The sequence below is a fragment of the Thermus hydrothermalis genome (assembly GCF_022760925.1).
Classification (GTDB): Bacteria; Deinococcota; Deinococci; order Deinococcales; family Thermaceae; genus Thermus; species Thermus hydrothermalis.
This window is the reverse complement of sequence record NZ_JAKTNT010000002.1, coordinates 130,115-149,354: the sequence shown is the minus strand read 5'-3', so window position 1 is coordinate 149,354 and position 19,240 is coordinate 130,115. Positions and strand designations below refer to the sequence as shown.

The window sequence follows — 19,240 nt, the reverse complement described above, 5'->3', positions numbered from 1 at the left end:
GCGAGAATGGGGGGATGGACCTCGTTTATCGGCCCGAGCGCTACCCTTTCCTCACCCAGGACCTCCCCGGGGTAGGGGGGGCCATCCGGGTGGAGCCCCAGGACTTCCAGGTGGAGGAGGTGCCCGCCTACCTGCCCCAAGGGGAAGGGGAGCACCTCTACCTCTTTCTGGAAAAGGAAGGCCGCACCACCCGGGAGGTCTTGGAGTTTCTGCGGGACGAGGTGGGGGTGCCAGAGAAGGAGATCGGGGTGGCGGGGCTAAAGGACAAGCGCGCCCGCACCCGGCAGTGGTTCTCCATCCCCAGGAAGTACGAGGACGCCCTCTGCCTCCTGGAAAACCTCGAGGGGGTGAGGCTCCTCGCCGCCGACCTCCACACCAACAAGCTCCGCACGGGCCACCTCAAGGGCAACCGCTTCCGGATCCTCATCCGGGGGGCCAAGGAGCGGGAAAGGGCCGAGGCCATCCTGCGCCTCTTGGAGGAAAAGGGGGTCCCCAACTACTACGGGCCCCAGCGCTTCGGCCTCGGCGGGCTTAATCCGGTGAGGGGCTACGAGCTCGTGAAAAAGGGCAAGGGGCGGGGAAGCCCCTGGCTTAAGCGCTTCCTCATCGGCAGCCTGCAAAGCCTCCTCTTCAACGAGTGGGTGGCCCTGAGGATGGAGCGGGGGCTTTACGACCGGGTCATCCCCGGGGACTGGGCCAAGAAGCACGCCACGGGGGGGGAGTTTTTGGTGGAAAGGCCGGAGGAGGCGGAAAGGGCCCTGAGGCTAGAGATCAGCGCCACGGGGCCCCTCTTCGGCAAGAAGTACCCGGAGGCCCAAGGGGAAGCCCGGGCCTTGGAGGACGAGATCCTGGCCCGCTTTGACCTGAGGCGGGAGGAGTTCAGGGCCCGCCGGGGGGCCAGGCGGCCCATCCGGGTACCCCTTGCGGACTGGCGCCTCGAGGAAAGCCCGGAAGGCCTTTGGCTCGCCTTCTTCCTCCCCAAGGGGAGCTACGCCACAAGCCTCCTAAGGGAGGTGATGAAGGTGGAGGTGGACGCCCCAGAAGAGAACGAGGGGGAGGAACTCCCTCCCCCTCAGGACCTTCCCGCCTAGAAGCGGTAGCCGAGCTTCATCTGGGCGGCCAAGACCCCGCCGGCAAGCCCCACGTCCCCGCCCAGGAAGAGGGGAGCCCCCAGGGCCGCCTTCAGGTCGTACTCGGCGTCGGCGCGGAAGTAGAACTTGGCTTCGCTAAACCCGGGAAAGACCGCCCCCAGGCCCACGCCAGCCTTGAGCCCCTCCGCCACGGGGTAAAGGTAGCGGAAGAGGAGAGCGCCGTTCCAGGCACCGCCCACGGTATACGCCACGTCCAGGGCGAGCCGGACCTCCCCCACCGGGGGCTGGAAGAGGAGGCAGTGCCAGGAAAGCTCCGCCCCAAAGCCCTGGGTACCGCCCACAAGGGCCAAGGAGGGCTTTCGGTTCTCCAAGGAAAACTGGACCGAGGCCAAGCCCAGGGCCACCGCCAAAATCCTACAAAACGCTAAACGCTTTTGACAAGGTTGTTGTGAGATTACCCCCAGGGAACACCCGATAGCCCCGCTCGGCGAGCACCCTCCCCACCGCCTCCCCCAAGCCCCGGGTGAGGATGGGGGGCGAGCCCAGGTTGAGCATGACCAGGAAGCCCACCACGTACTCGGCGAGCTCCTCCGGAGCCATGGGGGGGCCTCCCGTGCGCCCGTGGCCCGGGAGGTCCAGGAGGTAGAAGGTGTACCCCTCGGGGAGGTCCTCGGGCCAGCGGGAGGCCTCCTCGGCGAGGAGGAGGACGGGCGGACCCTTCCCCACCCGCTCAAAGACCAGGGGAAGCCCGTAAAGGTGCAGGTAGCCCCTCCGCCTCATAGGGCAAGCCCCCCGGGAAGCCGGAAGCTTTCCCCAAGGAGGAAGTCCGCCACCAAGGAGCGCACCTCCTCCAGGGCCTCCCAAGGCACCAGGTGGCCCGCTTCCTCCACGCTGAAGCGCAAAGCCTCCCCCTTGGCGAAGTCCGCCACCTCCTGGCCGTGGTGGGGCGGGGTGAAGGCGTCCAGGGCGCCTTGGACCACCAGGACCCGGGCCTTCGTGCCCCTGAGCCAGCGCCTTTCGTCCCCAAGGCCCTCCAGCCGCTCCAGCCAGGCCCGCACCCCCTCCTCGCTCAGGCCCTCCCGCCACACCTGGAAGACCTCCTCGCTTCCCGCCGCCAGGGGGCCAAAGAAAAGAGCCCGCCCGATGGTGGCAAACCCCTCCACCCCGCCCCTTTCCAGGCCGAAGCGAAGGGCCTTCAGCTTGGCGGTGAGAAGGGCATCCCGCCGGAGGATGGGGGAAAGGAGCACGAGGCTCTTGGCCTCCTCCTGGAAGGCCACCCGCAAGGCCTCGAGGGCCCCCTCCCCGAAGGCCACCAGGTGAAGCCCCTCCTCCGCCGGAAGCCTGAGGAAGTCCAGCCCCGCCGGGGGGGAGAGAAGGCCGGGAAAGAGCCGCACCTCGCCCACCCCCCCTTTATACTCCAGGCCATGGAGCTTCCCGCCTTCTTGCAGAGGGAAACCCTGGACCAAACCCTCGGGGTGCGCTACCTGAAGCTCACCCCCGAGGAGGTGGTGGCGGAGCTGGCGGTGACCCCCAAGGTCCACCAGCCCTTTGGCTTCCTCCACGGGGGAGCCACGGTGGCCCTGGCGGAAAGCGTGGCCAGCGTGGGGGGGTTCCTCAACTGCCCCCCAGGGCACGCCGCCTTCGGCCTGGAGATCAACTGCAACCACATCCGCAAGAAGCAAAGCGGGGTGATCCGGGCCGTGGGCCGGCCCCTGCACGTGGGCCGCACCACCCAGGTCTGGGAGGTGAAGGTTTACGACGAGGAGGAGCGCTTAGTCGCCGCAAGCCGGTGCACCCTGGCGGTGGTGCCCCTAGAACCAGGTAGCTAGCCAGGCCAGCCAGTTCCCGCCCAAGAAGCCCGCATCCCCTAAGGCCCTGAGGTCCCGGTGGCGCTCCAGGCCGAGGGGGGTGGCCTGAAGGCCAAACCCTCCGTCCCAGTCCGTGCCGAGGCCCACGCCCTTGGGCCCGAGGAGGCTTTCCGCATGGGCCTTGTGGCGGAGGAAGGCCTCCAGGGGAAGCCTTGCCATCCCCCGCCGCCAGCCCGGGTCCAGGAAGGCGTTGAAGGGCACGAGGCCCAAGACCCCGCCCCTTTCCCCTAAGGCCCGAAGAAGGGCATCGGAGAGGTGCCGGGGGCTTGGGCAGAGGGCGCGGCAGTTGGCGTGGGTGGCGCAGACCGGCCCCCCATAGGCCCCAAGGGCCTCCCAGGCCGCCTCCTCCGCCAGGTGGGAGAGGTCCAGGGCCACCCCAAGCCGCTCCATCTCCCGGAGGAGGGCCCTCCCCTGCTCCGTGAGGGGCCCCTCCTCGGCGTTCCCCCCGGCGTAGGGGTTCTGCGTGGCCCAGGTGAGGGAAAGGAGCCTTAGGCCCCTTTCCCTAAGGGGAAGGAGGTCCTCGGGGGTTTCCAGGGCGTGGGCTCCCTCCAGGAGGAGGACGAGCCCCAGGACGCCGTCTTCCGGGTAGCGGGCGAGGTGAAGGGCGAGGTCTTTCCCCTCCCGCAGGAGGCGCACCAGGCCCCGCTCCTCCCAAGCCTCGTAGAGGGCGAGCTGGGCGTAGACCTCTTCCAGCCAGTCCTCCCTTCCCCCTTCCCGAGGGTCAGTGAAGAGGGTGGCAAAGGCCACCGCCACCCCCGCTTCCTTCAGGCTCGGGAGGGTGACCAGGGGGGTGTCGGGGTGGGGGTCTTCCGCCCGAAGGGCCTCGAGGGGAAGGGTCAGGTCCCGGCCCAGGGCCCGAACGTTGTAGGCCAGGTCCAGGTGGGCGTCCACCATGACGGGCTCCATGGGGAAACTCTACAATGGGATTTGTGCGGCCCGAGGAACTTCCCCCCCTTCCCGAAGCCCCCGGGGTCTACCTCTGGAAGCGGGGGGACGAGGTGCTCTATGTGGGCAAGGCCAAGAGCTTGAGGGGCCGGGTCAGAAGCTACTTCCACGCCGAGGGCAAGGCCCAGCGCATCGCCCAGGAGGCCACGGCCCTGGAGTTCATCGCCACCCGGGACGAGGTGGAGGCCCTTCTCCTCGAGGCCAACCTCATCAAGGCCCACCGCCCCCCCTACAACGTCCTCCTCAAGGACGACAAGCACTACCCCTTCCTCAAGCTCACCCGCGAGCCCTTCCCCACCCTCCTGGTGGTGCGGCGGGTGGAGGAGGACGGGGCCAAGTACTTTGGGCCCTTCCCCGAGGCGGGGGCCCTAAGGCGCATCAAGACCCTCATTGACCGCCTCTTCCCCTTGCGCAAGAACTCGGGCTACCCCATGCGGCGGAGGCGCTACCCCTGCTTGAACCACAGCATGGGGCGTTGCCTCGCCCCTTGCGTGGGCAAGGCGGACCTCGAGGCCTACCGGGAGGTGGTGCGCCAGGTGGAGGCGGTTTTAGAGGGGAAGGTGGACTGGCTTTTGGCCCGCCTCGAGGCCCAGATGCGGGAGGCGGCCCAAAAGCTAGAGTTTGAGCGGGCGGCGGAGATCCGGGACCAGATAGAGGCCCTAAGGGCCTTCTTCGCCACGAGCCAGCAGGCCTTTGACCCGGAGCTTGGGGATTTGGACTTCCTGGGCCTGGCCCGGGCGGGGGCCCTGGCCGTGGTACAGCTTTTCCAGGTGAGGGGGGGGAGGGTCTTGGGCCGCATCAGCCGGGTGGTGGAGAAGGAGGAGGCCACGGACGAGGAGATCCTCTGGGCCTTCCTCCGGGACCACTACCTCACCGCTTCCCCCCTCCCCCCCCTCGTCCTCCTCCCCTTTCCCTTGGAGGACCTCTCCGGGCTGGAAGCCCTCCTCCGCCGCCGGGCCGGCCGGAAGGTGGAGGTCCGGGTGCCCCAGCGGGGGGAGAAGGCGAGGCTGTTGGAGTTCGCCGAAAGGAACGCCCGCCTCACCCTGGAAACCGAGCTCAAGGCCCGGGAGCGCCGGGGAGACCACCCCGCCCTGAAGGCCCTCCAGGACCTCCTCGCCCTGCCCACCCGCCCCTTCCGCATAGAGGCCTACGACGTGAGCCACCTCCAGGGCCAGGCCCGCATCTTCTCCCTGGCGGTCTTTGAAGGGGGCAAGCCCAAGCGCCAGGAGTACCGCCGCATGCGCCTAAGGGCGGGGAACGACGACTACCAGGCCATGGAGGAAGGCGTCTACCGCCGCTACACGGGAAGCCTGAAGGAGATGCCCCTCCCCGACCTCCTCCTCATAGACGGGGGCCTGGGCCAGGTGCGGGCGGCAGAGCGGGCCTTGGAAAGGGCGGGGCTCAGCCTCCCCCTGGTGGGGCTTGCCAAGAGGGAGGAGGTCCTCGTGACCCCTGAAGGGCGGGAGATCCGCCTCCCCCTCACCCACCCCGCCCTCAGGCTCCTCATCCACCTACGGGACGAGGCCCACCAAAACGGCCTTAAGCAGCACCAGAAGGAGCGGAGCCGGGAGCTTCTTAGGGTGCTGGAGGGGATCCCCGGCATCGGGGAGGCGAGGCGGCGGGCGCTCTTGGAGCGCTACGGGGGGCTTAGGGCCCTACGGGAAGCCCCCCTAGAGGAGCTCGCCCGCCTGCCGGGGATGAACCGGAAGGCGGCGGAGGCCCTCAAGGCCGCCCTAGGGGAAGCGCACCCGGACCGGGCGTAGCCGCCCCCTTCTCGTTGGCCCCAAAGGCCCCACCCCGGGGAGAAACCCTTATGATGGGGCCCTGATGGTGCGCCGCGCCCTGGAAGAGGCCATTCACGAAGCCCTGAAGGAGATGGGCCTGGACCTGAGGCTCAAGGTGGCCCGGGCCCCCAAGGACAAGCCCGGGGACTACGGGGTCCCCCTCTTCGCCCTGGCCAAGGAGCTCAAGAAGCCCCCCCAGGCCATCGCCGAGGAGCTCCAAGGACGCCTGAAGCTTCCCCCCTTCGTGGAGGAGGCCATCCCCGTGGGGGGGTACCTGAACTTCCGCCTGCGCACGGAGGACCTCCTGAAGGAAGCCCTAAAGGAGAAACGGCCCTTCCCCAAGAGGGAGGGCCTGGTGCTCATTGAGCACACCTCCGTGAACCCCAACAAGGAGCTCCACGTGGGCCACCTGAGGAACATCGCCCTAGGGGACGCCTTGGCCCGCATCCTGGCCTTCGCCGGGCGGGAGGTCCTGGTCCTCAACTACATTGACGACACCGGGCGCCAAGCGGCGGAAACCCTCTTCGCCCTCAGGCACTACGGCCTCACCTGGGACGGGAAGGAGAAGTACGACCACTTCGCCGGCAGGGCCTACGTGCGCCTCCACCAAGACCCCGAGTACGAAAAGCTCCAGCCCGGCATAGAAGAGGTCCTCCACGCCCTGGAGCGGGGGGAACTGAGGGAAGAGGTGAACCGCATCCTCCTGGCCCAGCTCGCCACCATGCGCGCCCTGAACGCCCACTACGACCTCCTGGTCTGGGAGTCGGACATCGTGCGGGCGGGGCTTTTGGGCAAGGCCTTGGCCCTTTTGGAAGGGAGCCCTTACGTTTTCCGCCCCCAGGAGGGGAAGTACGCCGGGGCCCTGGTCATGGACGCCAGCCCCTTCATCCCGGGCCTCGAGGACCCCTACTTCGTCCTGGTGCGCTCCGGGGGCGCCGCCACCTACTACGCCAAGGACATCGCCTTCCAGTTTTGGAAGATGGGGCTTCTGGAGGGCCTTCGCTTCCGCCCCTACGAGAACCCCTTCTACCCCGGCCTGAGGACGAGCGCCCCCGAGGGGGAGGCCTACACCCCCAGGGCCCGGGAGACCATCAACGTCATTGACGTCCGCCAAAGCCACCCCCAGGCCCTGGTGCGGGCCGCCTTGGCCCTGGTGGGCCACCCCGAGCTCGCCCAAGGGGCTTTCCACCTGGCGTATGAAACGGTGCTCCTGGAGGGCAAGCAGATGTCGGGAAGGAAGGGCGTGGCGGTGAGCGTGGACGAGGTGCTGGAGGAGGCGAAGCGCAGGGCCTTAGCCATCATTGAGGAGAAAAACCCCGAGCACCCCGCCAAGGAGGAGGCGGCGGGAATGGTGGCCCTCGGGGCCATCCGCTTCGCCATGGTGAAGACGGAGCCCAAGAAGCAGATTGACTTCCGCTACAGCGAAGCCCTCTCCTTTGACGGGGACACGGGGCCCTACATCCAGTACGCCCACGCCCGGGCCCACAGCATCCTGCGCAAGGCGGAGGCGTGGGGCGAGCCGGACCTCGCCCAGGCCACCCCCTACGAACGGGCCCTGGCCCTAAGCCTTTTGGACTTTGAGGAGGCGGTCTTGGAGGCGGCGGAGGAGAAGACCCCCCACGTCCTCGCCCAGTACCTCCTGGACCTCTCGGCGGCCTGGAACGCCTACTACAACGCCAAGGAAGGGGGCAAGGCCGCCACCCCCGTCCTCACCGCCCCCAAGGGCCTGAGGGAGCTCCGCCTCGGCCTGGTCCTCCGCCTCCAGGAAACCCTAAGGGCGGGCCTGGGCCTCCTCGGCATCCCCGCCCCCGAGGTAATGTAAGGCCATGCGCCTCGCCCTCCTGGCCCTCCTCCTCTTCACCGCCTTCGGCCAACGCCTCACCTCCCCCGAGGAGGTGGCGCGAAGCCAGGTGATCAAGAAGGCCCTGCCGGCCGTGGTCCGCATCCAGGGCACCCCCACCGCCCCCGGGGAGGACCAGGTGGTGGGCACGGGCTTCTTCGTGAGCCCCTTCCGGGTGGTGACCAACTACCACGTGGTCCAGGACCTCCAAGACCTCACCGTGCGCCTCACGGACGGGCGCACCTTCCCGGCGGAGCGCTTCGCCGTGGACCCGGGGATTGACCTGGCCCTCCTCACGGTGAAAGGGGTCCAGGCCCCAGGGGTCCTCTCCTTTAGCAAAACGCCCACGGCGAGCCTTCCCTTGGGGATGGGGGTGGTGTTGGTGGGCTTCCCCTATGGCCAGGGGCCCCTGGCCTCCTACGGGATCCTCTCGGGAATTGGCCCCCTCGAGGTCCCCACCCCCGACCCGAGCCTCGGGGCCGAGGTGGGGGAGTACCTCTTCACGGACGCCCCCCTCACCGTGGGCAACTCGGGAAGCCCCCTTCTGAACCTCCAGGGGGAGGTGGTGGGGGTGGTGGCGGACGTGGTGGGGGGGCCATCCGGGGTGGGGGGGATCGGGGTGGCCATCCCGGCGGAGCTCGCCGCCCAGAGCGTCCAGGACCTGGAGCGCTTCGGCATCCCGCAAAGGGGGTGGCTCGGGGCGAGCCTGGTGAGCCTGGACGAGCTTCCCCCCGTGCTCCTTAGGGCGGTGGGCCTCACCACCACCCAAGGGGCCATGGTGGACCGGGTGGAGCCGGGAAGCCCCGCCGCCCGGGCGGGCCTCCGGGGAGCCCAGCGGGACGCCCAAGGAAGGCTTTTGGCCCTGGGGGACGTGATCCTGGCGGTGAACGGCAAGGCGGTGAAGGACAAGGCGGAGGTGGTGCGGCTCATCGCCCGCTTCCGCCCCGGGGACCGGGTGCGCCTCACCCTTTGGCGGGAGGGGCGGCGCCTCGAGGCCACCCTCACCATGGTGGCCCGGCCCAGGAGGTGAAGCGTGTACGTGGCCATTGAGGGCCCCATCGGGGTGGGCAAGACCACCCTGGCCCGCCTCCTCGCCGAGGCCCTGGGGGCGGAGCCTCTTTTGGAGGTGGTGGAGGAAAACCCCTTCCTGCCCCTCTTCTACCAGGACAGGAAGCGCTACGCCTTTAAAGCGCAGGTCTTCTTCCTCCTCTCCCGCTACCGGCAGCTTTCCCGCCTGAGGGAAAGGCCCCTCTTCGGCGGGGTGGTGGCGGACTACCTCTTTGACAAGGACGCCATCTTCGCCAGCCTCACCCTGGAAGGCCCCGAGTGGGACCTCTACCTGGAGCTTTACCGGGAGCTTTCCCCCAGGCTTCCCGCCCCCGACCTGACCCTCTACCTAAGGGCCCCGGTTCCCGTGCTCCTGGAGCGCATCCGCAAGCGGGGAAGGCCCTTTGAGGCGGACATGGACCCCGCCTACCTGGAGGCCCTGTCCGAGGCCTACGAGCGCCACTTCGCCCGCTATCCCCATCCCCTCCTGGTCCTCGAGGCGGACCAATGGGACTATTCCCAGGAAGGCCCCGACCGGGAGCGGGTGGTGGCCCTGGTGAAGGCCCATCTTTCCCTTGGGGTATAGCATGTACGTGGCCATCGCCGGCAACATCGGAAGCGGCAAGAGCTCCCTCACCGCCCTCCTCGCCGAAACCTTCGGGCTCAAGCCCGTGTACGAGGCGGTGAGCGAAAACCCCTACCTGGAGGACTTCTACCGGGACATGGGGGCCTACGCCTTCCCCTCCCAGGTCTTCTTCCTGGCGAGAAGGGTGCGGCAACACCTCCTGGAGGTGAACGGAAGCCCCCGCGTGGTCCAGGACCGCACCCTCTACGAGGACGCCTTCGTCTTCGCCCAAAACCTCTACCGGGAGGGGTACCTCTCCGAGCGGGACTGGCGGACCTACCTGGAGCTCTTCCACAGCGTGGCCCCCGCCCTGCGCAAGCCCGACCTCCTCATCTACCTCCGGGCAAGCCTCCCCACCCTAAGAAGGCGCATTGCGAAGCGGGGCCGCCCCTATGAGCGGGGCATCCCCGATGCCTACCTCCTCGCCCTGAACCGGCTATACGAGGACCTTTTGGCCTCCTGGGAGCTCTCCCCCGTCCACGTGGTGGACGGGGACCAGGTGGACTTCGTGGAGGACGAAAGGGCCAAGGAGGCCCTCCTGGACGCCCTCCGCCCCCTCTTGAGGCCATGACCCTAAAGGAGCTCTTCGCCCCCTTCGGCCTAGAGGCCCCGCCCCAGACGGTGCGGGGGATCACCCTGGACTCGAGGCGGGTGGCCCCCGGCTTCGTCTTCGTGGCCGTCCCCGGGGTACCCCTTCCCCACCGCAAGCCCCTGGACGGGCACGCCTTCATCCCCGAGGCCCTGGCCCGGGGGGCCATCGCCGTGGTGGGGGAAAAGGACCTCTCCCTGCCCGTGCCCTACCTCAAGGTGGAGGACGCCCGCCTGGCCCTCGCCCGCCTCGCCCGCCGCTTCTATGGGGCGCCCGACCAGGCCCTCACCCTCCTCGGGGTCACGGGCTCCAAGGGGAAGAGCACCACGGCAAGCCTCCTCCACCACCTCCTCCAGACGGGGGGCGTGGAGGCCGCCCTCCTCTCCACCGTGGGCCTGAAGCTTGGGGGCGAGGCGAGGCCCCCCGTGGGCCACTTCACCACCCCCGAGGCCCCCGAGGTCTACGCCTTCCTGCGGGAGGCCGCCGACCTGGGCCTGAAAGCGGCGGTCCTGGAGGTTTCCAGCCACGCCCTGGCCCTGAAGCGGGTGGAGGGGCTTTTCTACCGGGTAGGGCTTTTCGTGAGCTTTTACCCCGACGACCACCTGGACCTCCACGGCACGGCGGAGAACTACTTCCGGGCCAAGGCCCTCCTGGTGGAGCGCTCGGAGGTGGCGGTACTCCACACCGCCCTCCCCCACCTGGAAGCCCTGAAGAAGCGGCCCCACCTCCTGGTGGGGCCCGGGGGGGAGGTGCGGGCGGAAGGGGTAAGGGAGGAGGAGGAAGGCCTCCGCTTCCGCCTCCAAAGCCCCTGGGGGAAAGGGGAGGCCTTCCTGCCCCTCCTCGGGGCCTACAACGTGGAAAACGCCCTCATGGCGGCGGGAGGAGCCCTTCTTTTGGGGCTTCCCCTGGAAGCGGTCCTCTCGGGGCTTGCCACCTTCCCCGGGGTGCCGGGGCGGATGGAGGTGGTGCGGGCACACCCTTTTCGGGTGGTGATTGACTTCGCCCACACCGGGAAAAGCCTGGAGGAGGCGCTAAAGACCCTGCGGCGCACCACCCGGGGAAGGCTTCTCCTGGTGGTGGGGGCGGCGGGGGAGCGGGACAGGCAAAGGCGGGAGGACATCGGCCGGGTGGCGGCCCGCCTCGCCGACCTCACCTTCTTCACCGAGGAGGACCACCGCACGGAGCCCCTGGAGGAGATCCTAGGGGCCCTGGCGGAGGCGGCCCGGCGGGAAGGGGGGAGGTTCCTCTTGGTGCCAGACCGAAAGGAGGCCATCTTCCAGGCGGTCCTCGAGGCCCAGGAAGGGGACACGGTCCTCCTCGCCGGCAAAGGGCACGAGCGCACCCTGGAAAGGGGCCTAGAGGCCCTCCCCTGGAACGAGCGGGAGGTGGCGGAGGAGGCCCTTAGGGCGCGGGGGCTTTAGCGGGCAAAGGGGGGTTTAGGGCGGCGAGCCAGTCCTCAAAGGCCTTGAGGCCCCGCCGGAACATGGCCTCCCGCTTTTCCTTCTTCCCCATGCGGCCCTCGAGGGGAGGCACCAGGCCCCAGTTGGCGTACATGGGCTGGAAGCCCTCGGGGTTGGCCGTGGCCAGGTAGCGGACCAACCCCCCGAGCAGGCTCTCCTCGGGCGGGGCCACGGGGGATAGGCCCAGGGCGCGCCTTGCGGCGTTGAGCCCCGCCAAAAAGCCCGTGGCGGCGCTCTCCAGGTACCCTTCCACCCCGGCGAGCACCCCGGCGGCGAAAAGCCCCTCCGCCCCCTTGAACTCCAGGGTCTCCTTGAGAAGCCGCGGGGCGTTCAGGTAGGTGTTGCGGTGCATCACCCCGTAGCGGACGATCTCGGCGTTCTCCAGGCCCGGAATCATCTGGATGAGGCGCTTCTGCTCGGGCCACTTGAGCCCCGTCTGGAAGCCCACCAGGCTCCAAAGCCGCCCCGCCTTGTCCTCCTGGCGGAGTTGCACCACGGCGAAAGGCTCCTTCCCCGTGCGGGGGTCCTTGAGCCCCACGGGCTTCATGGGCCCAAAGAGCAGGGTCTGGTAGCCCCTCCGGGCGAGCTCCTCCACGGGCACGCAGGCCTCAAAGAACTGGAGGTTTTCCCAGTCGTGGGGCTGGTGCTTCTCCGCCGCCACCAGGGCCTCGTAGAAGCGGCGGTACTCCTCCTCCGTCATGGGGCAATTGAGGTAGTCGGCGCTCTGCCCATAGCGCCCGGCGCGGAAGCACTTGCTGAGGTCAATGCTCTCGTAAAGCACCACGGGGCTTGCGGCGTCGTAGTAGGAGAGGAAGTGGTCGCCGAAGCGGCGCTTTAGCGCCTCGGCCAAAGGCTCGGCGGTGAGGGGCCCCGTGGCCAAGACGGTGAGGCCCTCTGGGATCTCTACCACCTCCTCCCGCACGAGCTCCAACAAGGGGTGGCGGGAAAGCCTTTCCGTGATGAAGCCGCCAAACTCCTCCCGGTCCACGGCCAAGGCCCCCCCGGCGGGGACCCGGGCCCTTTCCGCCGCCTCCATGACGAGGCTTCCCGCAAGGCGCATCTCCGCCTGCAAAAGCCCCTTGGCGTTGGCCATGCCCTCCCCGCCCAGGGAGTTGGAGCAGACGAGCTCGGCGAGAAGCCCCGTGCTGTGGGCCGGGGTCATGCGCTTCGGGCGCATCTCAAAAAGCCGCACGGGGATCCCTAAGCGCAAAAGGGTCCAGGCGGCCTCGCTTCCCGCAAGGCCCCCGCCCACCACGTTCACCCGTTCCATCCTTTAGATGCTACCATCCAGGCGAGGAAGGGAAAAGTGGCCTATACTGGCCCCGATGGGCCTCGCCAAGCGCATCGTCCCCTGCCTGGACGTCCACGCCGGCCGGGTGGTCAAAGGGGTGAACTTCGTGAACCTGAAGGACGCCGGAGACCCCCTGGAGGCGGCCCAGGCCTACGACCAGGCGGGGGCGGACGAACTCGTCTTTTTGGACATCTCCGCCACCCACGAGGAGCGGGCCATCCTCCTGGACGTGGTGGCCCAGGTGGCGGAAAGGGTCTTCATCCCCCTCACCGTGGGCGGGGGGGTGCGTTCCTTGGAGGACGCCCGGAGGCTTCTCCTGGCCGGGGCGGACAAGGTGAGCGTGAACTCCGCCGCCGTGAAGCGGCCCGAGCTCATCCAGGAGCTCGCCGACCACTTCGGCGCCCAGGCGGTGGTCCTGGCCATTGACGCCCGGTGGCGGGGGGATTTCCCCGAGGTCTACATCGCGGGGGGGAGGGTGCCCACGGGCCTCCACGCCGTGGAGTGGGCGGTGCGGGGGGCCGAGCTGGGGGCCGGGGAGATCCTCCTCACCAGCATGGACCGGGACGGGACCAAGGAGGGGTACGACCTAAGGCTCACCCGCCAGGTGGCGGAGGCGGTGAACGTGCCCGTGATTGCGAGCGGGGGGGCGGGGAAGGAGGAGCACTTCCTCGAGGCCTTCCAGGCGGGGGCGGAGGCCGCTTTAGCCGCCAGCGTCTTCCACTTCGGCGAGATCCAAATCCCCGAGCTCAAACGCTTCCTGGCGGAAAGGGGCGTGCGGGTGCGGCTAGACTAGGGGCATGGACCTGGAGGCGGTGCGCTTTGACGAAAGGGGCCTGGTCCCGGTGGTGGTCCAGGACGCCCGCACGGGGGAGGTCCTCACCCTGGCCTACGCCAACCGGGAAGCCCTGGAGGAAACCCTAAGGACCAGGCGGAGCACCTTCTATAGCCGAAGCCGCCAAGCCCTCTGGCGCAAGGGGGAGACCTCGGGGCATTACCAGGAGGTGGTGGAGGTCCTCTTGGACTGCGACGGGGACGCCGTGGTCTACAAGGTCCTCCCCCAGGGCCCCGCCTGCCACACGGGGGAAAGGAGTTGCTTCCACCGCCCTCTCCTCCGGGAAAGCGCCGCCCCCGGCCTCGGGGAGGTGCTGGAAAGGGTCTACGCCACCATAGAGGAAAGGCTAAGGACGCTTCCCGAGGGGAGTTACGTGGCGAGGCTCCACCGGGCGGGCCTAGACCGCATCCTGAAGAAGATCGGGGAGGAGGCGGGAGAGGTGATCCTGGCCGCCAAGAACCACGACAAGGAGGAACTGCGCCACGAGGCGGCGGACCTCCTTTTCCACCTCCTCCTCACCCTGGCGGAGGAGGGGGTGGGGTTAGAGGACCTGGCGGAAACCCTCTGGGCCCGGCACCGGCCCCAGGGCTAGGCCCTTTATGATGGAACCATGGAAATTGAGCGCAGGCTCGTCCTGGAAGTGGTGCGGGTGACGGAACAGGCGGCCTTGGCGGCAAGCCGCTTCGCCGGCAAGGGGGACAAGGAGGCGGTGGACGAAGCGGGCACCGAGGCCATGCGCCGGGTGCTCAACGAGCTCCCCATCCGGGGCACCGTGGTCATCGGCGAGGGGGAGATGGACGAGGCCCCCATGCTCTACATCGGGGAGGTCCTGGGGCAGGGGGGTTTGGAGGTGGACATCGCCGTGGACCCCGTGGAGGGCACCACCACCGCCGCCAAGGGCCTGCCCAACGCCGTGACCGTCATCGCCCTAAGCGAAAAGGGGGGGCTTTTCCACGCCCCGGATATGTACATGGAAAAGCTCATCGTTCCCCCGCCCGCCGCCGGGCTCGTGGACCTCACCTGGCCCGTTTCCGCCAACCTGAAGGCCTTGGCCCTGGCCCTGCAACGCTCAGTGGAGGACCTGGTCATCGTGGTCCTGGACCGGCCCCGGCACGAAAGGCTCATCCGGGAGATCCGGGAAGCGGGGGCCCGGGTCAAGCTCATCTCCGACGGGGACGTGATCGCCGCCCTGGCCGCCGCCATCCGGGGCACGGGGGTCCACGCCGTCATGGGCATCGGCGGGGCCCCGGAAGGGGTCCTGGCCGCCGCCGCCCTCAAGTGCTTAGGCGGGGAGATCCAGGCCCGCTTCGTGCCCCAGAACGAGGAGGAGCGGGCGCGGCTTAGGGCCATGGGCGGGGACGAGCACCGGGTTTACCGCACGGAGGACCTGGCCCCGGGCAAGGAGATCGTCTTCGCCGCCACGGGCATCACCGACGGGGACATCCTGGAAGGGGTGCGCTTCTTCGGCGGGGGGGCCAGGACCCACTCCATCGTCATGGGCCACGCCACCCGGGTGGTGCGCTTTATTGACTCCATCCACCTCTTTGAAACCGGGGCCCGGGTCACCATCAGGGTCTAAACTAAGGGCGTGCCCAAGCCCTACCGGGAAGAGGAAGCCTACCGGCTCGCCCTGGAGTTCTTTGAAGGGGACGACCTTCGGGCGAGCGTCTTCCTCAAGCGCTACGCCCTGAGGGACAGGGAGGGGCGGCCCCTCGAGGCCACCCCCCCGGAGCTATGGCGCCGCCTCGCCCGCCACGCCGCCCGGGTGGACCGGGGGATGGAGGAAGCCTACCTTTGGCTCTTCCAGGACTTCCGCTTCGTTCCCGGGGGGAGGATCCTTTTCGGCCTCGGCAACTGGCGGAAAAGCACCCTTTTCAACTGCTACTTCCTCCCCATCCGGGAAGACTCCGTGCAGGGCATCGCCCGCTTCCTGGACGAGGCCATGCGCACCTTCGCCTACGGGGGCGGGGTGGGCACCAACGCCGACGTCCTCCGCCCCAAGGGGGCCAAGGTAGGCAACGCCGGGGTGGAAAGCTCGGGGGCGGTGAGCTTCATGGAGCTCTTCTCCACCCTGGCCGGGGTCATGGGGGCAAGCGGGGGGCGAAGGGGTGCCCTCATGCTCACCTTCTCCGACACCCACCCCGAGCTTCTGGACTTCCTCAGGGCCAAAACCGACCCCGAGCGCACGAGGATCCGCCACGCCAACCTCTCCCTAAGGGCCACGGACGCCTTCCTGGAAGCCGCCCTGGCCGACGAGCCCTGGCGGCTTTCCTTCACCACGCCCAGGGAAGAAATCCGGGCGGAAATCCGGGCCAAGGAGGCCTGGGAAGCCCTGGTGGAGGCCGCCTGGAATAGCGCCGAGCCCGGCCTCCTCTTCTGGGACCGGGTGCGCACCTGGGCCACGGCCCAGTACGGGGGGACGGAGGTGCAAGGCGTCAACGTCTGCGGCGAGGTGCCCATGGAGCCCTACGGGGCCTGCAACCTAGGGAGCCTAAACCTGGCCGCCTTCGTAAAGGCTCCCTTCACCCCCCAAGCCTCCTTGAACTACGCCGCCCTCGAGGAGGCCACCCGGCTTGCGGTGCGCTTTTTGGACTTGGTGGTGGACCTGGGCAAGAACCGCCACCCGCTAGCGGCCCAGAAGGAAGCCTCCCTAAGAAGCCGCCGCATCGGGCTTGGGGTCATGGGCCTCGCCGACCTGCTGGCCATGCTGGGCCTCCCCTACGGCGGGGACGAAGCCCTCCGCCTTGCCGAGGAGGTCATGCGCCGCATCAAGGAGGCGGCCTACGAGGAAAGCGCCCGGCTGGCCCAGGAGAAGGGCCCCTTCCCCGCCTTTGACGCCCGGGAACACCTCAAAAGCCCCTTCATCCAGGCCCTCCCCGAAGCCCTCATCCAGAAGGTGGAAAAGGGCTTAAGGAACGCCGCCCTCCTCTCCATCGCCCCCACGGGCTCCATCTCCATCCTGGCCGGGGTGACGGGCGGCATTGAGCCCATCTTCGCCCTCACCTACCTCCGCCACGCCGGGGGAGAGGTCTTCCTGGCAGAGCACCCCCTCCTTAAACGCTACCGCAAGGCCACAAAAGGCGGCATCCCCGACTGGCCCACGGCGCACACCGTGGACCCTTTCCAAAGGGTGCGCCTCCAGGCCGCCTTGCAACGCCACGTGGACCAAAGCATCTCCTCCACGGTGAACCTGCCCAAGGAAACCCCCAAGGAGGTGGTGGAAAGGCTTTTCCTCACCGCTTGGAAGGAGGGGTGCAAGGGGATCACCGTTTTCCGGGAGGGAAGCCGGGAGGAGGTCATGGAACCCTTGCCCCCCGTGGGGGTCTGCACCTTCTGCCAGCCGGCATGACCCGCTACCGCCTCGCCACCAAGCCCTACCTCCCCTACCCCGGGGAGCGGCTTGCCCGGAGGAAGGGCTTTGGAGGGGAGTTCTTTGAGCTTCGCCCCTACGCCCCCGGGGACGAGGTGCGCCGGGTCCACTGGCGGGCCTACGCCAAGACGGGAAGGCTCTACACCCGCCTGGAAACCGCCCCCGAAAGGGCCCGGTTCCGCCTCTACTTGGACGAAAGCGAGAGCATGCGCCTTCACGGGAAGCTGGCCTACGCCGAGGAGGTGGCCTCCCTCCTCCTCCGGATCGCCCGGCAGGAGGACCCTCTGGCCCGCCTAAAGCGGGGGATGCCCGGGGCCTGGGGGGCGGGGAGGGGGACCTTGGTCCTCCTCACGGACGGCCTGGACCCCTTGCCCTGGGCGAGGCTCCTCCCCCGGCGGGTGGTCCTGGTCCAGGTCCTCTCCCCCGAGGAACTCCAGCCGCCCTTCGGGGAAGCCTTCCTAAGGGACGTGGAAACGGGGGAGGCCCTTCTGGTGGGGAAGAAGGAGGTGGAGGCCTACCGGGAAGCCCTGGCGAAGCACCTCCAGGCCCTCCGCCTCCTCGCCCTCCTCCGGGGCAGGTACGCCCTTCTCAGGGTGGGGGAACCGCCCCTGCCCGCCCTCCTACGCCAAGGCGTTTTGGAACTCCTCTAGGCCCAAGGCGGCAAGCCGCTTGGGGTCCACGCCCTCCTCCCACCCTGCAAGCCGGCGGTAGGCCAAAACCCCTTCCCGGAAGGCCACCGGGTCCAGCCGGGCCTCGAGGTTCCCTTTCCGGAAGGGTTGGAAGAAGCGCTCGGGAAGCCGGTCCTCCTCCGGGGAGATCCCCTCCCGCAGGTTGAAGAGGCGCGTGAGCTGCAAGGTCCTCTCCCCCACCGCCAGCATCTCCTCGGGGGTAAGGCGCCAGCCCGTGGCGGCGTAAACCGCCTCCTGCCACTCCTCGGGGGTCCAGGGCACGAAGTCGCAAAGCACTAGGCTATTCACGAAGCCCCGCTCCCGGGTCTTGGTCCAGAGCATGCGGATCTTGGTCTCGGAAAGGTCCTCTATGGGCAAGGGCGGGAACTCCTCCCCGTAGAAGCGGAGCTCCTTTAGGGCCTTCCCCTCCTTGGCGAAGGCGGTGTCGTGGAGGTTGTGGTTGTGGTCCGCCCCCGTGGGGCTAAGGGCATAGCCCACCCCCAGGGCCCGCTTGTACCGGGGGTCGTGCATGGGCACCTCCTGCCCCTTCACGTGCATGGCGAGCTCGGGGTGGCCAAGGGCCTCCGCCAAGCGCTTCGCCCCTAGGGCCAAAAGGGCCCCAAGCCGCCCCTCCTTGCGGGCGAGCTTTTCAATGGCGGCGATGAGGGCATCCCCGTTGCCGAAGCGGAGGCCCAGGCCCTCATCGTCCAAATAGCCCTTCTCCACCGCCTCCATGGCGCAGGCGATGGTCACCCCCACCCCGATCACGTCCAGGCCGTACTGGTTGCAGAGGGTGTTGGCCTTGGTCACGGCGTAGGGGTCGGTGACCCCGCAGGTGGAGCCCAGGGCCCCAAGCCCCTCGTACTCCGGCCCCCCGTATTCCGGGCGCACGTCGTACTTGCCCGTGCCCTCAATCTTCACCACCTGTTTGCAGCGGATGGCGCAGGCGTAGCAGGTGTCCCGGCCGATGCGGATGCCCAGGGCGTCCAGGCTGGTGCCGTCCAGGGCTTCGGCGCCCTCCAAGAAGCCATCCAGGAAGTTGTGGCTCGGAAGGACCCCACGGAGGTTAAAGGGCTTCACCGTGCCCACGGTGCCCATGGTGACCAGGCCCGCCGCCCGCTCCATGCGCTCCTTGGCCATGCGCCGGGCAAGCTCCTTGAGGAGGGCGGGGTCGTGGTAGGGGGGAAGGGTTTCCTTCCTTGCCCGGGCGGAAACCGCTTTGAGGCGCTTCGCCCCCATCACCGCCCCCAAGCCTCCCCGGCCGGCGAAGTGGGCCAGGTCGTGGATCACGTTGGCGGTGAGGACCCCGTTCTCCCCCGCCAGGCCGATCTGGGCGATGCGGGTATTCCCCCCGTGCGCCTCCTTGAGGAGGGCCTCCACCTCCAAGGGGTCCTTGCCCCAAAGGTGGGGGGCAGGGTGGATGGCCACCTCCCCCCCTTCCACGTGCAGGTAGACGGGGCTTTCCGCCTGGCCCAAGACCACCAGGGCGTCCAGCCCGGCGTTCTTCAGCTCAGCCCCGAAGAAGCCGCCCCCCTCGGCGTCCCCGTACCCGCCGGTCAAGGGGCTCTTGGCGGCCACGGTGTTCCGCCCCGAGCCGGAGATGGGGGTGCCGGTGAGGACCCCGGGGGCGAAGACGAGGGCGTTTTCCGGTCCCAGGGGGTCCGCCCCCTTGGGCACGTGCTTGAGGAGGAGGTAGGCGGCAAGGGCCCTACCCCCCAGGCACCGGCGCCAAAAGCCCTCACCGTAGCTTTCGTACCAGATGCGCCCCGTGGTGAGGTCCACGAAGGCCACGCGGTCATGGTATCCCTTGGGCATGCCCTAAGTTTAAAC

Annotated in this window: 19 protein-coding genes; 13 read left to right on the top strand and 6 right to left on the bottom strand. The window is 68.8% G+C overall.

Translation table 11 applies throughout. The features are described 5' to 3' along the window. Nucleotides 1-14 precede the first annotated feature (14 nt). Nucleotides 15-1,091: a tRNA pseudouridine(13) synthase TruD gene (truD, locus tag L0C60_RS01975; protein ID WP_234504544.1), complete on the top strand. Its 1,077-nt coding sequence runs from the start codon at nt 15-17 to the stop codon at nt 1,089-1,091. Here the strand turns inward: truD and L0C60_RS01970 are convergent. Genes L0C60_RS01970 through L0C60_RS01960 form a run of 3 tightly spaced genes read right to left on the bottom strand, consistent with a single transcriptional unit; the run spans nt 1,088 to nt 2,494 of the window. Continuing rightward, complete coding sequence (locus L0C60_RS01970) at nt 1,088-1,504, bottom strand: hypothetical protein (RefSeq protein WP_234505154.1); 417 nt, start codon at nt 1,502-1,504, stop codon at nt 1,088-1,090. The two genes, truD and L0C60_RS01970, sit on opposite strands and share 4 nt — an antisense overlap. Before the next feature lies 1 nt (nt 1,505). Then, nucleotides 1,506-1,871 (bottom strand): alpha/beta fold hydrolase, encoded by a 366-nt coding sequence (locus L0C60_RS01965; protein ID WP_234504541.1) that lies wholly within the window; start codon nt 1,869-1,871, stop codon nt 1,506-1,508. Then, a complete protein-coding gene (locus L0C60_RS01960; RefSeq protein WP_234504538.1) occupies nt 1,868-2,494 on the bottom strand; it encodes an alpha/beta fold hydrolase in 627 nt (208 codons plus the stop codon). Before L0C60_RS01960 ends, L0C60_RS01965 begins: the two co-directional genes overlap by 4 nt. 21 nt (nt 2,495-2,515) lie before the next feature. Between L0C60_RS01960 and L0C60_RS01955 the strand changes: the two genes are divergently transcribed. Then, a complete protein-coding gene (locus L0C60_RS01955; RefSeq protein ID WP_234504535.1) occupies nt 2,516-2,920 on the top strand; it encodes a PaaI family thioesterase in 405 nt (134 codons plus the stop codon). Here L0C60_RS01955 and L0C60_RS01950 read toward each other — a convergent pair. Then, the gene (locus tag L0C60_RS01950) at nt 2,903-3,865 is read right to left on the bottom strand and encodes a dipeptidase (RefSeq protein WP_234504532.1); all 963 of its coding nucleotides are present in this window, start codon (nt 3,863-3,865) and stop codon (nt 2,903-2,905) included. The two genes, L0C60_RS01955 and L0C60_RS01950, sit on opposite strands and share 18 nt — an antisense overlap. Nucleotides 3,866-3,879: 14 nt before the next feature. Between L0C60_RS01950 and uvrC the strand changes: the two genes are divergently transcribed. The 6 genes from uvrC to L0C60_RS01920 all read left to right on the top strand — a co-directional run bounded on the left by uvrC (nt 3,880) and on the right by L0C60_RS01920 (nt 11,210). Next, complete coding sequence (gene uvrC, locus L0C60_RS01945) at nt 3,880-5,667, top strand: excinuclease ABC subunit UvrC (RefSeq protein ID WP_234504529.1); 1,788 nt, start codon at nt 3,880-3,882, stop codon at nt 5,665-5,667. 64 nt (nt 5,668-5,731) lie between these two features. After that, complete coding sequence (locus tag L0C60_RS01940; protein WP_234504526.1) at nt 5,732-7,510, top strand: arginine--tRNA ligase; 1,779 nt, start codon at nt 5,732-5,734, stop codon at nt 7,508-7,510. Between the two features lie 4 nt (nt 7,511-7,514). Next, the gene (locus L0C60_RS01935) at nt 7,515-8,558 is read left to right on the top strand and encodes a S1C family serine protease (protein WP_234504524.1); all 1,044 of its coding nucleotides are present in this window, start codon (nt 7,515-7,517) and stop codon (nt 8,556-8,558) included. Between the two features lie 3 nt (nt 8,559-8,561). Then, nucleotides 8,562-9,161, top strand: coding sequence for a deoxynucleoside kinase (locus L0C60_RS01930; protein WP_234504523.1), 600 nt, complete (start codon nt 8,562-8,564; stop codon nt 9,159-9,161). Nucleotide 9,162: 1 nt separating this feature from the next. Further along, nucleotides 9,163-9,771: a deoxynucleoside kinase gene (locus L0C60_RS01925; RefSeq protein WP_234504520.1), complete on the top strand. Its 609-nt coding sequence runs from the start codon at nt 9,163-9,165 to the stop codon at nt 9,769-9,771. Beyond that, a complete protein-coding gene (locus L0C60_RS01920; RefSeq protein ID WP_234504518.1) occupies nt 9,768-11,210 on the top strand; it encodes a Mur ligase family protein in 1,443 nt (480 codons plus the stop codon). Before L0C60_RS01925 ends, L0C60_RS01920 begins: the two co-directional genes overlap by 4 nt. Here L0C60_RS01920 and trmFO read toward each other — a convergent pair. Then, nucleotides 11,191-12,519 (bottom strand): methylenetetrahydrofolate--tRNA-(uracil(54)-C(5))-methyltransferase (FADH(2)-oxidizing) TrmFO, encoded by a 1,329-nt coding sequence (gene trmFO, locus L0C60_RS01915; protein WP_234504517.1) that lies wholly within the window; start codon nt 12,517-12,519, stop codon nt 11,191-11,193. The two genes, L0C60_RS01920 and trmFO, sit on opposite strands and share 20 nt — an antisense overlap. Nucleotides 12,520-12,574: 55 nt before the next feature. On the opposite strand from trmFO, the gene hisF reads away from it, so the two are divergent. From hisF to L0C60_RS01890, 5 genes are read left to right on the top strand one after another with little or no spacing between them, the layout of a single operon-like run. Next, on the top strand, nt 12,575-13,333 hold the full coding sequence (gene hisF, locus L0C60_RS01910) for an imidazole glycerol phosphate synthase subunit HisF (RefSeq protein WP_234504511.1): 759 nt from the start codon (nt 12,575-12,577) through the stop codon (nt 13,331-13,333). A 4-nt stretch (nt 13,334-13,337) separates the two neighbouring features. After that, nucleotides 13,338-13,964, top strand: a complete 627-nt coding sequence (gene hisIE / locus L0C60_RS01905) for a bifunctional phosphoribosyl-AMP cyclohydrolase/phosphoribosyl-ATP diphosphatase HisIE (RefSeq protein WP_234504507.1) — start codon at nt 13,338-13,340, stop codon at nt 13,962-13,964. An 18-nt stretch (nt 13,965-13,982) separates the two neighbouring features. Continuing rightward, a complete protein-coding gene (gene glpX / locus L0C60_RS01900; protein ID WP_267962558.1) occupies nt 13,983-14,951 on the top strand; it encodes a class II fructose-bisphosphatase in 969 nt (322 codons plus the stop codon). 9 nt (nt 14,952-14,960) lie between these two features. Next, on the top strand, nt 14,961-16,721 hold the full coding sequence (locus L0C60_RS01895) for an adenosylcobalamin-dependent ribonucleoside-diphosphate reductase (protein ID WP_234504504.1): 1,761 nt from the start codon (nt 14,961-14,963) through the stop codon (nt 16,719-16,721). Next, entirely contained in the window at nt 16,718-17,392 is a 675-nt protein-coding gene (locus L0C60_RS01890) for a DUF58 domain-containing protein (RefSeq protein WP_234504501.1), read from the top strand. The genes L0C60_RS01895 and L0C60_RS01890 overlap by 4 nt, the downstream gene beginning before the upstream one ends. Here L0C60_RS01890 and L0C60_RS01885 read toward each other — a convergent pair. Continuing rightward, nucleotides 17,363-19,225: an aldehyde ferredoxin oxidoreductase family protein gene (locus tag L0C60_RS01885; protein WP_234504498.1), complete on the bottom strand. Its 1,863-nt coding sequence runs from the start codon at nt 19,223-19,225 to the stop codon at nt 17,363-17,365. The genes L0C60_RS01890 and L0C60_RS01885 overlap by 30 nt on opposite strands. Nucleotides 19,226-19,240 lie beyond the last annotated feature (15 nt).

Coding starts and splice junctions, on each gene's coding strand:
- glpX (WP_267962558.1), top strand. CDS start 13,983: ATGGAAATTGAGCGCAGGCTCGTCCTGGAAGTGGTGCGGGTGACGGAA.
- uvrC (WP_234504529.1), top strand. CDS start 3,880: ATGGGATTTGTGCGGCCCGAGGAACTTCCCCCCCTTCCCGAAGCCCCC.
- hisF (WP_234504511.1), top strand. CDS start 12,575: ATGGGCCTCGCCAAGCGCATCGTCCCCTGCCTGGACGTCCACGCCGGC.
- L0C60_RS01935 (WP_234504524.1), top strand. CDS start 7,515: ATGCGCCTCGCCCTCCTGGCCCTCCTCCTCTTCACCGCCTTCGGCCAA.
- trmFO (WP_234504517.1), bottom strand. CDS start 12,519: ATGGAACGGGTGAACGTGGTGGGCGGGGGCCTTGCGGGAAGCGAGGCC.
- L0C60_RS01950 (WP_234504532.1), bottom strand. CDS start 3,865: ATGGAGCCCGTCATGGTGGACGCCCACCTGGACCTGGCCTACAACGTT.
- L0C60_RS01940 (WP_234504526.1), top strand. CDS start 5,732: ATGGTGCGCCGCGCCCTGGAAGAGGCCATTCACGAAGCCCTGAAGGAG.
- L0C60_RS01885 (WP_234504498.1), bottom strand. CDS start 19,225: ATGCCCAAGGGATACCATGACCGCGTGGCCTTCGTGGACCTCACCACG.
- L0C60_RS01925 (WP_234504520.1), top strand. CDS start 9,163: ATGTACGTGGCCATCGCCGGCAACATCGGAAGCGGCAAGAGCTCCCTC.
- hisIE (WP_234504507.1), top strand. CDS start 13,338: ATGGACCTGGAGGCGGTGCGCTTTGACGAAAGGGGCCTGGTCCCGGTG.
- L0C60_RS01955 (WP_234504535.1), top strand. CDS start 2,516: ATGGAGCTTCCCGCCTTCTTGCAGAGGGAAACCCTGGACCAAACCCTC.
- L0C60_RS01920 (WP_234504518.1), top strand. CDS start 9,768: ATGACCCTAAAGGAGCTCTTCGCCCCCTTCGGCCTAGAGGCCCCGCCC.
- L0C60_RS01890 (WP_234504501.1), top strand. CDS start 16,718: ATGACCCGCTACCGCCTCGCCACCAAGCCCTACCTCCCCTACCCCGGG.
- L0C60_RS01965 (WP_234504541.1), bottom strand. CDS start 1,871: ATGAGGCGGAGGGGCTACCTGCACCTTTACGGGCTTCCCCTGGTCTTT.
- truD (WP_234504544.1), top strand. CDS start 15: ATGGACCTCGTTTATCGGCCCGAGCGCTACCCTTTCCTCACCCAGGAC.